General features: G+C 70.7%; 11 protein-coding genes. 8 read left to right on the top strand and 3 right to left on the bottom strand.

Going from position 1 to position 15,471, the window contains the following annotated elements:
• Positions 1 to 53: 53 nt before the first annotated feature.
• The 7 genes from ruvA to GKS42_RS13340 all read left to right on the top strand — a co-directional run bounded on the left by ruvA (position 54) and on the right by GKS42_RS13340 (position 8,370).
• Entirely contained in the window at positions 54 to 659 is a 606-nt protein-coding gene (gene ruvA / locus GKS42_RS13370) for a Holliday junction branch migration protein RuvA (RefSeq protein WP_154794271.1), read from the top strand.
• Positions 652 to 1,698, top strand: a complete 1,047-nt coding sequence (gene ruvB, locus GKS42_RS13365; protein WP_154794270.1) for a Holliday junction branch migration DNA helicase RuvB — start codon at positions 652 to 654, stop codon at positions 1,696 to 1,698. The genes ruvA and ruvB overlap by 8 nt, the downstream gene beginning before the upstream one ends.
• 107 nt (positions 1,699 to 1,805) lie before the next feature.
• Positions 1,806 to 2,240, top strand: coding sequence for a preprotein translocase subunit YajC (gene yajC, locus GKS42_RS13360; RefSeq protein ID WP_154794269.1), 435 nt, complete (start codon positions 1,806 to 1,808; stop codon positions 2,238 to 2,240).
• 62 nt (positions 2,241 to 2,302) lie between these two features.
• On the top strand, positions 2,303 to 4,354 hold the full coding sequence (secD, locus tag GKS42_RS13355; protein WP_154794268.1) for a protein translocase subunit SecD: 2,052 nt from the start codon (positions 2,303 to 2,305) through the stop codon (positions 4,352 to 4,354).
• Between the two features lie 2 nt (positions 4,355 to 4,356).
• Entirely contained in the window at positions 4,357 to 5,454 is a 1,098-nt protein-coding gene (gene secF / locus GKS42_RS13350) for a protein translocase subunit SecF (RefSeq protein ID WP_435529622.1), read from the top strand.
• Positions 5,451 to 5,993, top strand: coding sequence for an adenine phosphoribosyltransferase (locus tag GKS42_RS13345; protein ID WP_154794266.1), 543 nt, complete (start codon positions 5,451 to 5,453; stop codon positions 5,991 to 5,993). The genes secF and GKS42_RS13345 overlap by 4 nt, the downstream gene beginning before the upstream one ends.
• Before the next feature lie 25 nt (positions 5,994 to 6,018).
• Positions 6,019 to 8,370: a RelA/SpoT family protein gene (locus tag GKS42_RS13340; RefSeq protein WP_154794265.1), complete on the top strand. Its 2,352-nt coding sequence runs from the start codon at positions 6,019 to 6,021 to the stop codon at positions 8,368 to 8,370.
• 26 nt (positions 8,371 to 8,396) lie between these two features.
• Here the strand turns inward: GKS42_RS13340 and GKS42_RS13335 are convergent, their stop codons facing one another.
• Together GKS42_RS13335 and GKS42_RS26530 are read right to left on the bottom strand one after the other, a co-directional pair.
• Positions 8,397 to 10,736: a DUF349 domain-containing protein gene (locus GKS42_RS13335; RefSeq protein WP_354002657.1), complete on the bottom strand. Its 2,340-nt coding sequence runs from the start codon at positions 10,734 to 10,736 to the stop codon at positions 8,397 to 8,399.
• Positions 10,733 to 11,536 (bottom strand): peptidylprolyl isomerase, encoded by an 804-nt coding sequence (locus tag GKS42_RS26530; protein ID WP_232847649.1) that lies wholly within the window; start codon positions 11,534 to 11,536, stop codon positions 10,733 to 10,735. The genes GKS42_RS13335 and GKS42_RS26530 overlap by 4 nt, the downstream gene beginning before the upstream one ends.
• Positions 11,537 to 11,743: 207 nt before the next feature.
• Here GKS42_RS26530 and hisS point away from each other — a divergent pair, with 207 nt between their 5' ends.
• On the top strand, positions 11,744 to 13,099 hold the full coding sequence (gene hisS, locus GKS42_RS13325) for a histidine--tRNA ligase (protein WP_154794264.1): 1,356 nt from the start codon (positions 11,744 to 11,746) through the stop codon (positions 13,097 to 13,099).
• Positions 13,100 to 13,368: 269 nt separating this feature from the next.
• Here hisS and GKS42_RS13320 read toward each other — a convergent pair whose 3' ends face one another.
• On the bottom strand, positions 13,369 to 15,270 hold the full coding sequence (locus GKS42_RS13320) for a DEAD/DEAH box helicase (protein ID WP_435529621.1): 1,902 nt from the start codon (positions 15,268 to 15,270) through the stop codon (positions 13,369 to 13,371).
• Between the last annotated feature and the right edge of the window lie 201 nt (positions 15,271 to 15,471).

Raw genomic sequence — 15,471 nt, 5'->3', positions numbered from 1 at the left:
CGGATACGCTGGGTGCTCGTACGGATGTTCGTTCAAGCGGGAGGTCGTAGTCGGTGATCGCGTCGGTGCGAGGTCGGGTCGAGCACGTCGGGCTGGATGCGGCGGTCCTCGAGGCCGGGGGACTGGGGTACCGGATCCACGCGACCCCGGGCACGCTCGCGACGCTGCGTGATGGTGCCGAGGTCAAGCTGGCCACCACGCTCGTGGTCCGTGAGGACTCGATGACCCTGTTCGGCTTCGCCGACGACGAGGAACGGGACGTCTTCGAACTGCTGCAGACCGTGAGCGGCGTCGGCCCTCGGCTGGCACTGGCGATGCTCGCGGTACACACGCCGAACGGGCTGCGCCGCGCGGTCGCCGGTGAGGACTTCAAAGCGCTGACCCGGGTGCCCGGGATCGGGGACAAGGGCGCCCGGCGGATCGTCCTGGAACTCGGCGACCGGCTCGGTCCCGCGATCGAGGAGGGTGCCCGACCGGCACCGACACCGGCCGGGTCGCAGGCGGACGTGGTGGCAGCGCTGGTCGGTCTCGGCTGGGCGGCGAAGCAGGCCGAGGCCGCCGTGGACAAGGTCCTGGCCGAGGGGGAGCTGGACGCCGCGGACACCGGTGCGGTGTTGCGCGCGGCCCTGCAGCAGCTGGGCGGGAGTGCGCGTGGCTGAGCACTCCGAGCAGGACCAGCTCGGCGAGCACCTGCTCGCTGCGGAGGCGGACGAGCTCGACCGCGCCGCCGAGGCGGCCCTGCGCCCGCGGCGGCTCGCCGAGTTCATCGGCCAGCCGGTGGTCCGCGACCAGCTCTCGCTCGTGCTCGACGCGGCCAACGCTCGCGGCCGCACCCCGGACCACGTCCTGCTCGCGGGACCGCCGGGGCTCGGCAAGACGACGCTCGCGATGATCATCGCCGCCGAGGTCGATGGCGCGCTGCGGCTCACGTCGGGGCCAGCGGTGCAGCACGCCGGGGACCTCGCCGCGATCCTGTCCGCGCTCCAGGAGGGCGACGTCCTCTTCATCGACGAGATCCACCGGCTCGCCCGGCCCGCCGAGGAGATGCTGTACCTGGCCATGGAGGACTTCCGGGTGGACGTGGTGGTCGGCAAAGGGCCGGGCGCCACGGCGATCCCGTTGTCGCTGCCCCGGTTCACCGTGGTGGGGGCGACCACCCGCTCGGGGCTGCTGCCCGCGCCGCTGCGCGACCGGTTCGGCTTCACCGCCCACATGGACTTCTATTCGACCGCGGAACTGGAGTCGGTCCTGCGCCGTTCGGCCCGGCTGCTCGGCGCCGAGCTCGCCGAGTCCGCGGCCGTGGAGATCGCCAAGCGGTCCCGCGGCACACCCCGGATCGCGAACCGGCTCCTGCGCCGGGTGCAGGACTGGGCGCAGGTGCGCGGCACCGGTGCGCTCGACCACGCGGCCGCGATGGCCGCCCTCAAGGTGTTCGAGGTGGACGAACTCGGGCTGGACCGGCTGGACCGGTCCGTCATGCGGGCCCTGTGTGAGCGATTCAACGGTGGCCCCGCCGGGCTGACGACGCTGGCGGTCGCCGTCGGGGAGGAGCCCGAGACCGTGGAAACCGTGGTCGAGCCGTTCCTGGTCCGTGAGGGCCTCATGGCCCGCACTCCGCGGGGCCGGGTCGCGACGGCGGCGGCGTTCGCCCACCTCGGCCTGACGCCCCCGAAGCAGTCCGGCATGCTCTGGGACTGACCGCGCCCATGCGGTGTGGTCGCTGGATTGTTGGCGAAGGATGGTTGGTGCCTTCAGTCTTGTCGCCTAGAATCGGGCGAACCCCCTCAATCTTGGAGTAATTCCTCATGGATGGTCAGAGCCCGATCCTGCTCATTGTGCTCGGCGTTGCGATCGTCGGCCTGTTCTGGATGAACAGCCGCGCGAAGAAGCAGCAGCAGCAGAAGCTCTCGTTCCGGGACTCGCTCGTGCCGGGGCAGGAGGTCCAGACCATCGGTGGTCTGGTGGGCACCGTCACGCACGTCGAGGGCGACCTGATCACGATCGCTACCACTCCCGGCACCGAGTTGCGGTTCGTACGCGCGGCCATCGCGAAGCTCGTCGAGCCGACGGAGGCCGACGAGGAGTTCGAAGACGACGACACCGACGACACCGACGGTGAGACCGCCGCGCCCGAGCAGTCGGAAGGGACGCCGTCGGCCACGGCGTCCGGGGACCGGCCGACCGGTTTCCTCTCCGACGACGACCTGAAGAAGCCCTACCGGGACGGCGAGAAGCCGTAACGCTCGTCCACGTTCCGCCCATCTTGTGGCGCTGACGCGCGCCCACACGGAAGAAGACCTCGTTGGCAACACCTAAGAAGCCTGCCGTTCGTCCGCTGCGCACGCTGACGTTCCTGGCAGTGCTGATCGCGATCGTGTTCGGCTCGGTCGCCGCCGGCACGAAGTGGTCCGACGCGACGTGGACGCCGAACCTCGCGCTCGACCTCGAGGGCGGGACGCAGCTGATCCTCACGCCGAAGACGGAGGACGGCGACCCCATCACCGCCGACCAGGTCAACGAGGCCATCCGCATCATCCGGCAACGCGTCGACGCCTCCGGGGTGGCCGAGGCGGAGATCACCAGCCAGGGCGGCCAGAACATCGTCGTCGCGCTGCCCGGCACCCCGTCCGAGGAGACCCTCGACCTGGTCCGTCGCAGCGCCCAGATGCGCTTCCGGCCACTGCTGGTCGAGGCGGGCCCGGGGCAGATCGACCCCGCCCAGCTCGAGGCTGGAGCCGACCCGGCCGCGGATCCGACGGCGGTCGACCCGTCGGCCGATCCCACCGCGACCGACCCGGCCACGGACCCCGCCACCGAGGAGACGACCGAGCCCGCCGCGGACGGCGTCGTCCGCGGGACGGTCGGCGCCGAGACCACACCGCCGAGCGACGATCCCACGACCGAGCAGCCCGTAGAGGACGCCACGGAGGAACCGACCGAGGAACCCACCGAGGAGCCAACGGCCACCACCTACACGCCGGAGGAGATCGAGGCCGCGGCCATGGCGGCCTCCGACGCCAACGGTGACGGGGTGCTCTCGAACGAGCCCGCCACCGAGCCGACCAGTGCGAGCGACCAGGCGTGGATCACCGAGCAGGTCACCTACGACTTCTACATGCTCGACTGCACCGACCCGGCGAACCTGGTCGGCGGTGGCGGCGACGACCCCGACGCGCCGCTCGTCTCCTGCGCGGACGACGGCACCGCCAAGTACATCCTCGGCCCGATGGAGATCGCCGGCACCGAGATCTCCTCCGCCAGCTCGGGCCTGCAGGTCACCGAGTCCGGCACCGTGACCAACGACTACGTCGTCAACATCGAGTTCACCAGCGCTGGCGGCGAGACGTTCGCCGAGGTCACCGAGCGCCTCGCCTCGCCGGAGCTGCAGGCGAACGGGACCAACCGGTTCGCGATGGTGCTGGACGGTCTGGTGATCTCGGCGCCGAGCGTGACCGAGCAGATCCCGAGCGGCGAGGCCCAGATCAGCGGCAGCTCGGCCAACCCGTTCACCCGGGAGGAGGCCACCGCACTGGCGAACCAGCTCAACTTCGGTGCCCTGCCGATCACGTTCGAGGTGCAGAGCGAGGAGCAGATCTCCGCGACGCTCGGCACCGAGCAGCTCGAACGCGGGCTGCTCGCCGGTCTTATCGGGCTGATCCTGGTGGTCATCTACTCGCTGTTCCAGTACCGTGGGCTGGCCATCGTCACGGTGGCCAGCCTCGTCGTCGCCGGTTCCCTGGTGTACGGGGTGATCGCACTGCTGTCCTGGGTCCAGGGGTACCGGCTGTCCCTGCCCGGTGTGGCCGGTCTGATCGTGGCCATCGGCATCACAGCCGACTCGTTCATCGTGTACTTCGAACGTATCCGTGACGAGGTCCGCGAGGGCCGGCGTCTCGACGCTGCGGTCGAGGAGGGCTGGAAGCGGGCCCGACGGACCATCCTGGCGTCCGACGCCGTGAACCTACTCGCTGCCGTGGTGCTGTACTTCCTGGCCGTCGGCGGGGTCCGCGGGTTCGCGTTCACCCTCGGCCTGACCACGATCATCGACCTCGTGGTGGTCGTGCTGTTCACGCACCCGATGGTGCAGCTGCTGACCCGCACGAAGTTCTTCGGCGAGGGGCACCGGCTCTCCGGTCTCGACCCGGAGCACCTCGGCGCCACCGTCTCCGCGTACAAGGGCCGGGGCCGGTTCCGCAGCCCCGAGGAGCGGCTCACGATCGCCGAGCGAAAGCGCCGCGACGCCGAGTCCGCGGCCTCTGCGGCATCGCCCGAACCCGCGGAGGACTCGCCGGACGATCCCGGCGGCGATTCCGAGAGCGTCACCTCCACCTCGGCCAAGGACGGTGAGAAGTGATGATGAACTTCGCCAAGTTCGGTAACGAGCTATACTCCGGCAAGCGCTCGTTCGACATCGTCGGCAACCGTCGACGCTGGTTCGCGATCGGGATCGGCCTGATCATCCTGTCCGGGCTGCTCGTCGGCATCCGTGGGATCAACCCCGGGATCGAGTTCCGCGGCGGCTCGGAGTTCACCGTCTCCGGGATCTCCGACCCGGACCCGCAGCTAGCCCACGACGCACTCGCCGAGGTCAACAGCGAGCAGGTGGCGCGGGTCTCCACGGTCGGTTCGTCGGCGATCCGGGTGCAGACCGAGGAACTGACCGATGCCGAGACCGACGAGCTCGCCGACCTCCTGGCGGAGGCGTACGGCGTCCCCACGAGCGACGTGACGTCCTCGTTCGTCGGACCGTCCTGGGGCGCGGACGTGACCTCGAAGGCGGTCCAGGGGCTGGTCATCTTCCTGGTCCTGGTCACCCTGGTGATGGCCCTGTACTTCCGCCGATGGTCCATGGCCATCGCCGCACTCATCGCGCTGCTGCACGACCTCATCGTGACGATCGGGCTGTACTCCGGGGTCGGGTTCGAGGTCACCCCGGCGAGCGTGATCGGGTTCCTGACGATTCTCGGCTACTCGCTCTACGACACCGTGGTGGTGTTCGACAAGGTCCGGGAGAACACCGAGGGTGTCCTGGATCAGACCCGCTACACCTACGCCGAGGCGGCGAACCTGGCCGTCAACCAGACCCTGGTGCGGTCCATCAACACCTCGGTGGTCGGGTTGCTGCCGGTCGCGTCGATCCTGTTCGTCGGCGCCTTCCTGCTCGGTGCCGGCACCCTGCGCGACATCGCGCTCGCCCTGTTCATCGGCATGCTCCTGTCCACGCTGTCCTCGATCTTCATCGCCACCCCGATGGAGGTGGTGCTGCGGCAGCGTGACCCGAAGATCGCCGCGCACACGGCGAAGGTCCTCGAGCTGCGGGAACGTCGCGTTGCCGAGGCCGAGGATGACGGTCTCACGGCCGACGAGGTGCTCGCGGAGGCGCGGGCCGGCGGCCTGGTGGCCGGGCGGCACCTCGGCCAGGGTGCGCAGCCACGGCGCAAGACCAAGCGATGACGCCACGGATGATCTCCGCGGGGCTGCACGGCCTGATCACGGAGAAGGTCCGCGACGTGCCCGACTTCCCGGAGCCCGGGGTGCTGTTCCGGGACATCACCCCGCTGCTGGCCGACGGCACCGCCTTCTCGGCGGTGGTCGGTCACCTCGCCGACGTGTTCGGCGGCGAGGTGGACGTGGTGGCCGGTATCGAGGCCCGCGGGTTCCTGCTCGCGGCGCCGCTCGCCGCCGTGCTCGGCGTCGGTGTCGTCGCGGTCCGCAAGGTCGGCAAGCTGCCCCCGCCCACGTTGCGCACCGCGTACGACCTCGAGTACGGCAGCGCGGAGATCGAGGTCTCCCCGGCCGGGCTCACGCCGGGTGCGCGGGTGGTGCTGATCGATGACGTGCTCGCCACCGGCGGTACCGCAGCGGCCGCGTGCCGGCTGCTGGAGGAGGCGGGCACGAAGGTGACCGGCATCGGGTTCCTGATCGAGCTCCTGGAACTGGGCGGTCGGGACCGCCTGCCCGACCGCCCGATGCATGCCCTGGTCAGCTACTGAGCCGCGCAGGTCGTAGCATGGCTGGATGAGCGAGGACGTCGCCGTCGGGACCACACCCGACCCCGGTAGCCGGGATCAGGGTGGCGATCCGGTCGTGCCCGGATCCCGGATGCGATCGCGCCTGGTCCGCCTGGGATCGCGCGGGCACTCCACCGCACCGGCGATCGAACCCCTCATCCAGGTGGTGCGCAGCAACCACCCGAAGGCGGACACGGCGCTGCTCGAACGCGCCTACCGGGTCGCCGAGCGGGCGCACAAGGGGCAGTCCCGCAAGAGCGGCGATCCCTACATCACGCACCCGGTCGCCGTCGCCACGATCCTTGCCGAACTCGGCATGACCCCTCCGACGCTGGCGGCGGCACTGCTGCACGACACCGTCGAGGACACCAGCTACAGCCTCGATGCGCTCCGCGCCGACTTCGGCGACGAGATCGCCCTCCTCGTCGACGGCGTCACGAAGCTCGACAAGGTCACCTACGGTGAGGCCGCGCAGGCCGAGACCGTCCGCAAGATGGTGATCGCGATGGCCCGCGACATCCGGGTGCTGGTGATCAAGCTCGCCGACCGGCTGCACAATGCGCGCACCTGGAAGTACGTGTCGGCGAACTCGGCGTCCCGCAAGGCCCGCGAGACGCTCGAGATCTACGCCCCGCTGGCCCACCGGCTGGGCATGAACACCATCAAGTGGGAGCTCGAGGACCTGTCCTTCGCCACCCTGTACCCGAAGGTGTACGAGGAGATCGTCCATCTCGTGGCCGAGCGGGCACCGGCCCGGGAGGAATTCCTGGCGATCGTCCGGGAGCAGGTCACGGCGGACCTGAAGGCCGCGAAGATCAAGGCCACCGTCACCGGCCGGCCCAAGCACTACTACTCGATCTACCAGAAGATGATCGTGCGCGGCCGCGACTTCGCGGACATCTACGACCTCGTCGGTGTCCGGGTCCTGGTGGACTCGGTCCGGGACTGCTACGCCGCCCTCGGTGCGCTCCATGCGCGCTGGAACCCGGTGGCCGGGCGTTTCAAGGACTACATCGCGATGCCGAAGTTCAACATGTACCAGTCGCTGCACACCACGGTGATCGGGCCGACCGGCAAGCCGGTCGAGATCCAGATCCGCAGCATGGACATGCACCGGCGGGCCGAGTACGGCGTGGCCGCCCACTGGAAGTACAAGGAGACCGCGAAGCAGACCGGCAAGCAGGGCAGGACCGATTCGGACGCCGATGCGATGCCGTGGCTGCGCCAGCTCCTGGACTGGCAGCGGGAGACCTCGGACCCGGGGGAGTTCCTCGACTCGTTGCGGTTCGAGATGTCCGGCGCGGAGGTGTACGTCTTCACCCCGAAGGGCGACGTCCTTGCGCTGCCCGCCGGATCCACGCCCGTGGACTTCGCCTACGCCGTGCACACCGAGGTCGGCCACCGCACCGTCGGGGCGCGGGTGAACGGCCGGCTGGTGAACCTCGAGTCGACTCTCGAGAACGGTGACACCGTCGAGGTGTTCACCTCACGTGCCGAGGGTGCCGGGCCGAGCCAGGACTGGCTGAGCTTCGTGAAGAGCCCTCGGGCCAGGAACAAGATCCGGGCCTGGTTCACGAAGGAGCGGCGCGAGGAGGCCATCGACTCCGGGCGCAACCTCATCGCCAAGGCGATGCGCAAGCAGAACCTGCCGATGCAGCGGCTGCTGAACCACGAGACCCTGGTCACCCTCGCCGATGAGCTGCGGTACGCCGGCGTGAGCGAACTCTATGCGGCCGTGGGCGAGGGACACGTGTCCGCGTCGAACGTCGTGCAGAAGCTCGTCACGTCGCTCGGTGGCGATGAGGTCACCGAGGAGGACGAGGCCGAGGCCACTCGGCCCGGCCAGCCGGCCCACCGCAGCCGCTCCGGTGACCCCGGGGTCATCGTCAAGGGCATGGGGAACACGGACCTGTGGACCAAGCTCGCCCGGTGCTGCACGCCGGTGCCCGGTGACCCGATCGTCGGCTTCATCACACGCGGGTCGGGTGTGTCCGTGCACCGGGCGGACTGCTCGAACGTCGAGGGGCTACGCGCCGAGCCGGAGCGGATGATCGAGGTGGACTGGGCCCCGAACGCGCAGAGCGTGTTCCTGGTGCAGATCCAGGTCGAGGCCCTGGACCGCAACGGGCTCTTGTCCGACGTGACCAAGGTGCTCTCGGACAACCACGTGAACATCCTGTCCGCCAACGTCGCCACGTCCAGGGACCGGGTGGCCGTGTCCCGGTTCGTGTTCGAGATGGCCGAACCGTCCCACCTCGGTCACGTGCTCCGAGCGGTCCGCAACATCGATGGCGTGTTCGACGTGTACCGGCTCACCGGATCCCGCTCGGACAAGTCCCACGGCGCCGCGACGGTGTGAACCGCCGCGGCACACGTGCGGGTGCGTCAGCGGGCGTCGTCCGCGGCGCGGAGCACCTGCTCCAGCCACGCCTTGCGGGCGTCGAGGGCCTCGGTGGCCTCCTTGATCCGACGGGCGTCGCCTGAGGCCTTCGCCTTCTCCAGGTCCTCCTCGAGTCCCGCGATGGCTGCCTCGAGCTGGGCGGCGGCGCCTTCCGCGCGAGCCCGCACCCGCGGGTTGGAGGTCCTCCACTCCCGCTGCTCGGCGTCCCGGATGGCTTCCTCGACGGCCCGCAGGCGTGCCTCGACGCGCTGCAGATCGCCACGAGGCACCTTGCCGGCGGCTTCCCAGCGGTCCTGGATGTCCCGGAGCTTGGCCTTGGCGGAGCGCAGGTCCCGGACCGGCAGGATCCCCTCGGCCTCGGTGAGGATCGTGAGCTTCACCTTCAGGTTCTCGCCGAACTCGGCGTCCGTCTCGGCGTTACGGGCGTTGCGGGCCTCGAAGAACGTGTCCTGGGCGGCACGGAAGCGCGCCCACAGGGCGTCGTCCTCCTTGCGGGAGGCGCGGCCGGCCCGCTTCCACTCGTCCATCAGGTCGCGGTACGCCGCGGCCGTGGGGCCCCAGTCCGTCGAGCCGGAGAGTGCCTCGGCCCGCTCGATCAACTGCTCCTTGGTGGCCTTCACCTGACCGTGCGTCTTGTCCAGTTCGGCGAAGTACTGACGCCGGTTCCGGTCGAACTGGGACCGTGCGTGCGAGAACCGCTTCCAGAGCGCGTCCTCGGACGGGCGGTCCAGCCGGACGCCGGTCTTCTGTGCGTGCTTCCACTCGTCGAGGAGCTTGCGCAGTTCCTCGCCCTGCTGGCGCCACTGCACCCGCGCCGGGTCCGCCCCGGCGATCTCCTCGGCGCGCTCGACGATGACCGTGCGCTCGGCGAGGGCCTGCGCGCGGGCCGCCTCCCGTTCGGCGGCGATCTCCTTGCGGCGTTCGGCGGCCTGCTCGCGCAGGTCCTCCAGCTCCGCGCGGAGACCGTCGAGGTCGCCGACCACGGCCGGGTCCTCGAACTGCGAGGTCAGGCCCGCGAGGGTGCTGTCCAGATCCTTGACGGTCAGCGTCGACAGGCGGGTGCCGAACAGCCGGACCTGCGCCTGTAGGTCGAGGAAGCGCCGGATGTACAGCGAGAGCGCCTCCTCCTCGGAGACGCCGGGGTACTGCCCCACGACGCGTTCGCCGTCCCCTTCGCGCACATGCACCGTGCCGTCCGCGTCGACCCGGCCGTACTCGGCCGCCGCGGCGACCTCGATCGGGTCGAGCGGGGGACCTGCCTCGGTGCTCGCGTCGGCCGGTGCGGGCGCCGCGACCGGGGGCACGACGGCGGGGGTGCTGTGCGCGAGCACGGCCGGCGTCGGCACCGGGCCGGGCCGGGGCCCCGGTCGAGGCACCGGCTTCGGGGCCGGTGCGGCGGCCTCTGCCGCGCCCGCGGGCTCGGTCTGCTCGACGGCGGGCTCGGTCTGCTCGACGGCGGGAGCAGCCTGCTCGACGGCGGGCGTCACAGCCTCCTGGGAGGCCGGCTCGGTCGCCGTGGACTCCTCGGCAGTCGGAGCGTCAGCGGCTTCGACGGCGGGCGTCTCGGCCGGTGCAGCGGCAGTCTCGGCGGCGTGTGCCTCGGGCTCGTCGGTGGCGGGTGCGTCGGAGGCCTGCGTCACCGCTGTGGGCGTCTCGGCAGGCGCCTCGGGCTCGCTGGCGGCAGGCGCATCGGCGCTCACCGTCCCGGTTGCGCCGGTGGGCTCGCCAGCAGCCGTCTCAGCGGGCTCCGCGGCGGTGGGCTCGGCGGCAGCCGTCTCGGCGGGCTCGGCGGGTGCCTCCGGCTCCTCGGCGGTGGGCTCGGCGGCAGCCGTCTCGGCGGGCTCGGCGGGTGCCTCCGGCTCCTCGGCGGTGACCGCGTCAGTCCCGTTCGCAGGGACGTCGGCGGCCGGTGCCACCGCCTCGTCGGCGGCAGGTACGTCGGCGGTCACAGTCGCCTCTTCAGCGGGCACGGCGGCGTCCTGGGTGTCCGTGACTGCAGTCTGCTCGGCGAGGGCTTCGGGCGCCACAGTGGCCGATGCCTCCGACTCGTCGGCGGACGGCGCTTCGGTTGCCTCGTCGTCAGCGGGTGCCTCGGTGGCTACTGCCTGGTCGGCGGCCGGTGCCTCGGTGCTTTGTGCCTCCTCAACGGCGGGTGCCTCGATGCCTGTTGCCTCCTCAGTGGCGGCTACCTCGGCTACCTCAGCGGCCGATGCCTCGGTCGCCACGGCGTCGGTGGCTTCGGTCGGTGGCACGGTCTGCTCCTGCGACAACTGGATCTCCACGTCTTCGTTCGGCTGGTCCGGGTTGTTCGGGTGCTCGGTCACAGGACCTCCACGCTCTCGATGATGACGTTCTCGATCGGTTGTCCGTCCCCAGAGCCGTCTGCGGTTCCGGCTGCACCGATCGCCTGCAGGATCTCCAGGCCGCTGTCGATGGTGCCGAAGACCGAGTAGCCACCGGCCGCGTCGGAGGGCAGCGGGACGTCATTGAACACCAGGAAGAACTGGGAACCCTGACTCTCGGCGTTGCCGCCCTGCCGGGCCATCGCGATGGTGCCGGTGGGGTACACGCCGTCCGCGGGTGCGTTCTCGATGGGACCGAAGGAGTAGCCGGGGCCGCCTCCGCCGGTCGCCGTCGGGTCGCCGCACTGCAGCAACGAGTCCGGCAGCAGGCGGTGACAGGCGGTGCCGTCGTAGAAGCCGTTGGAGGCCAGCATGATGAACGAGGCCACGGACTGCGGCGCGAGAGCACCGTCCAGGGTTGCCTCGATGTCACCCATGTTGGTGTGGATGACGATGTTCCAGTCCTGGTCCAGGGAGTCGGCGGCCGGCGGCGGGGCCTGATAGGTCTGCGGGTTGGTGGTTGGCAGCGCACCCGGCTCGGTCGCAGGGGACTCGCTCTCGGGTGCCGTGGCAGTGTCGCCGGCGCTCGGGTCGGCAGCGGGGTCAGCCTCCAGTTGCCTGTTCCAGAAGAACAGCCCGGCGACGACGACGAGGAGGGCGAGCACCGACACGGTCGCGACGATCCGCCGCTCCCGCGCGACGGCGTTGTTCTTGGCCAACTTGGCGGCACGCTTGTTGTATCGACGACGCGCGTACTCGCGTTCCCGTTTACTCGGGGACACCTATTTCCTCCTCGGAACAGACAACGGCCACGATGCGGACTCACACCCCGCACCCGCGCCGACTCGCGCGCACGCGGGGACGCCGAAGGTGGCGCACGTGCCCGATTCTAGGCAAGGCTGCCATACGCCCCTAACCGTGAGGGTCCTCCGGCCGGTCACGGGATGGTCACAAACTCACGGTGCGTCGCTCGATGGAATGATGGGGGCATGGCTCGAATCGCACCCTTGTCCGGATTTCCCGAGTGGCTTCCCGAAGGCCGCGCCGTCGAATCGCACATCCTGCGCACCGTGGCGCACGTCTTCGAACTGCACGGCTTCGTCGGGATAGAGACGCGTGCGGTGGAGCCGCTCGAGCAGCTGCTGAGCAAGGGAGAGACGTCCAAGGAGGTGTATCTCCTGCGCCGCCTGCAGGATGACGGCCCCGAGCAGCAGGTCGCCGGTGACAAGACCCTCGGCCTGCACTTCGACCTCACCGTGCCGTTCGCGCGCTATGTCCTCGAGAACGCCGGGCACCTCGCCTTCCCGTTCAAGCGCTATCAGATCCAGAAGGTCTGGCGTGGCGAGCGGCCCCAGGACGGCCGGTTCCGCGAGTTCGTCCAAGCGGACATCGACGTCGTCGGTTCCGAGGAGCTCCCGTTCCACTTCGAGGTGGAGCTCCCACTGGTGATCGCCGAGGCGTTCGCTGCCCTTCAGGGGATCGGGCTGCCGCCGGTACGGATCTCCGTGAACAACCGGAAGGTCGCGCAGGGCTTCTACGAGGGACTCGGTCTGGCCGACGTCGAGGGCGTCCTGCGCACGATCGACAAGCTCGACAAGATCGGCTCGGATGCCGTCGTCGAAGCCCTCCAGCGCGACAACGGGGCGAACGAGGAGCAGGCCCGGGCCTGCCTGGCCCTGGCGTCGATCACCGGCACCGACGCGTCCGTCGCCGAGCGGGTGCTCGCCCTCGGCGTGCGGACGCCCCGCCTCGAGGAGGGTCTGGACGAACTGGTCAGGCTAGTCGAGACTGCTGCCGCACGAGCCCCGGGGGTCGTGGTCGCGGACCTGATGATCGCCCGCGGCCTGGACTACTACACGGGCAGTGTCTACGAGACCACCCTCGTCGGCCACGAGCAGCTCGGCTCGATCTGCTCGGGCGGCCGGTACGACTCGCTCGCCTCTGACGGCAGCCGCACGTATCCGGGGGTGGGCCTGTCCATCGGGGTGTCCCGCCTGGTGTCCCGGTTGCTCGCCGCGGGCCTGTCGTCGCCCACCCGGGCCATCCCGACGGCGGTGCTCGTCGCGGTCGCGGATGAGGCACACCGCGGGGCTTCCGACGCCATCGCCGCGGCGCTGCGCGCACGCGACATACCTGCCGACGTCGCCCCGAGTGCGGCCAAGTTCGGCAAGCAGATCCGCCACGCGGACCGGCGTGCGATCCCGTTCGTCTGGTTCCCGGGCACCGATGGCGCCGCTGACCAGGTCAAGGACATCCGCTCCGGCGACCAGGTCGACGCGGAGGCCGCGACCTGGTCGCCGCCGCCGGAGGACCGCTGGCCGGCGATCCTGCCGCAGACCTCCTAGCTCCTAGAAGGGGGCTGGTTCGCCGGGGTCGGGTGCGGTGCGGCAGTTGGGACCCGTGCTGTTGGGGTGGGTTCTGGGGGTTCGGTGATGGTCCCGTTGGGGCCTACGGAACATCACCCTCGCCGTCGACCCCGAACATGCGTACTGCGCTACGCCCGCTCAACAGACAGACGGAAGGGTCCTGCCGAGCGTGGGGACATCCTCTCCGGCCCCACGACGAAGGACCCCAGCACGTGAGGGCTGGGGTCCTTCTGTCGTTCAGTGCCTGGTCAGCGAGGAACGCTGCGCGAGGGGCGCTGGCCGTTGTACTTGCCGGCCGGCTTGTCACGGTAGGGCTTGCTCGTGCGGGGCTTGTCCCACTGGCCGCGGGCGGTGTGGGGCTTGTCGACGTGCCCCTTCGCATCCCCGACACCGGGGCCGCGGCGCGGGCCGCCCTCGTCCGGGCGGATCTTCAGGGCCTGACCGGCGACGCGGGCGTTGCCGATCCGGCGGGATGCCTCGGGGGAGACGTCGGCGGAGATCTCCACCAGCGAGAACCTGCTGAAGATGTCGATCTTGCCGAGGTCGCTGCCACGCAGGCCGCCTTCGCCGGTGATCGCACCGACGATGTCCTGCGGGCGGGCCCCGTGGGTGTGGCCTACGGCCACCCGGTACACGGTGCCTGCACCGGACGCGCGGTGCCGGGTCGGGACGCGGCGCTCATCGTGCGCACCCCGGGCGACCCGCTCGGGACGCTCGGTGTCGAAGCGTGCCGAGAACTCGGAGTCGGCGCTGTCCTCGCCCTCACGCCACGGCTTGGGCCCGGCGTCCCCGACCGCCAGGGCGAGCAGGGCGGCGGCGACATCCAGCGGGTCACCGGCCGGGGTGTCCTGCGCGTTGAGCAGGAACTCGGCGAGCTGCTCCCGGTAGGACTCCAGCCGGCCCTTGTCGATCCGCTCGGTCACCGACTCGAGCACGGTGGTCGCGCGGTGGGCGCTGACCTGCGCCGGCGTCGGGATCGGGACCTCGGTCAGCGGCGTGCGCGTGACCCGCTCGATGGCTCGCAGGCGCCCCTTCTCCCGCGGGGTCAGGAACGTCAGCGCGATGCCGGTGCGGCCGGCGCGGCCGGTGCGGCCGATGCGGTGCACGTACGCCTCCGGCTCACCGGGGACGTCGAAGTTCACGACGAGCCCGATCCGGTCGACGTCGAGGCCGCGGGCGGCCACGTCGGTGGCGACGAGCACGTTCAGGGTGCCGTTGCGCAGGCGCTCGACGATCCGCTCCCGTTCCCGCTGGGCGACGTCACCGGAGATGGTGGCGGCGTTGATGCCGCGCTCGATGAGCGCCGAGCCGACGTCCTCCGCGGTGCCTCGGGTACGCACGAACACCAGGGCCGCCTCGGCCGGGGTGGTGGCGAGCACGCGGGCCAGCGCGCCGATCTTGTGGCGGAACGGCACGACCGCGAACGTCTGGGTGATCGTGTCGGTGGTGGAGGACTGGCGCGAGGTGGCGACCTCGACCGGGTCGTTCATGTGCGTCCGGGCGACCTTGCGGATCGCCGGCGGCATGGTCGCCGAGAACAGCGACGTCTGGCGGTCGGAGGACGCGTGGGTGAGGATCTGGTCCACATCCTCCGCGAAGCCCATCCGGAGCATCTCGTCGGCCTCGTCAAGGGCCAGGAACCGTAGTCCGCTGAGGTCCAGCGCGCCGCGCTCGAGCATGTCGATCACACGGCCGGGGGTGCCGACGACGACCTGGGCGCCGTTCTGGATGCCGCGCAGCTGCGGCCCGTAGGGGGAGCCGCCGTAGATCGCCAGGACGTTCACGCCGCGGCTCGCCGCAGCCATCGCGCCGATCGCCTCGCTGACCTGCATGGCCAGCTCACGGGTCGGCGTGAGCACGAGCGCCTGCACGCGGCGCTGCTCGGGGTCGATCGTCGCCAGCAGCGGAAGACCGAACGCGGCGGTCTTGCCGGTGCCGGTCTGGGCCACGCCGGTGACGTCGCGGCCGGCGAGCAGGGCGGGGATCACGGCTGCCTGGATGTCGGTCGGGGTGGTGAACCCCATCCGCGAGACCGCGTCGAGCAGATCGGCGGGCAGGCCGAGGTCGGCGAACGTGGTGGGCGCGTCAGTGGCGTCAGAGGTGTCGGGGGCGTGCGTGGGCATGTCGGAGGACAGGACGGATTCAGTCATGGTGGGGCCTTCGTCGAATGCGGAGCCGGCAGACCGGACGGTCCTTCTCCGCATCGGCCCGTCTCCTCGCGATGCCGCACTCTGCGACATCCGCACGTGAACACCCGCTCTTGGCGGGTCGTGATGTGGGCCCTCTCGCGGCATGATGCGCTCCAGGTGCCCCGAGTCTACCGGGACGGAGGGCCTCGGCGCTGGGTGGGA

This window comes from Occultella kanbiaonis, assembly GCF_009708215.1.
GTDB classification, from domain to species: Bacteria; Actinomycetota; Actinomycetes; order Actinomycetales; family Beutenbergiaceae; genus Occultella; species Occultella kanbiaonis.
This window is presented reverse-complemented; position numbering and strand designations above follow the sequence as displayed.

What these genes read in the sequence shown, in the direction of transcription:
- GKS42_RS13345 (WP_154794266.1), top strand. Translation starts at nt 5,451, where the DNA reads ATGACGCCACGGATGATCTCCGCGGGGCTGCACGGCCTGATCACGGAG.
- yajC (WP_154794269.1), top strand. Translation starts at nt 1,806, where the DNA reads ATGGATGGTCAGAGCCCGATCCTGCTCATTGTGCTCGGCGTTGCGATC.
- GKS42_RS13320 (WP_435529621.1), bottom strand. Translation starts at nt 15,270, where the DNA reads ATGACTGAATCCGTCCTGTCCTCCGACATGCCCACGCACGCCCCCGAC.
- hisS (WP_154794264.1), top strand. Translation starts at nt 11,744, where the DNA reads ATGGCTCGAATCGCACCCTTGTCCGGATTTCCCGAGTGGCTTCCCGAA.
- GKS42_RS13340 (WP_154794265.1), top strand. Translation starts at nt 6,019, where the DNA reads ATGAGCGAGGACGTCGCCGTCGGGACCACACCCGACCCCGGTAGCCGG.
- secF (WP_435529622.1), top strand. Translation starts at nt 4,357, where the DNA reads ATGAACTTCGCCAAGTTCGGTAACGAGCTATACTCCGGCAAGCGCTCG.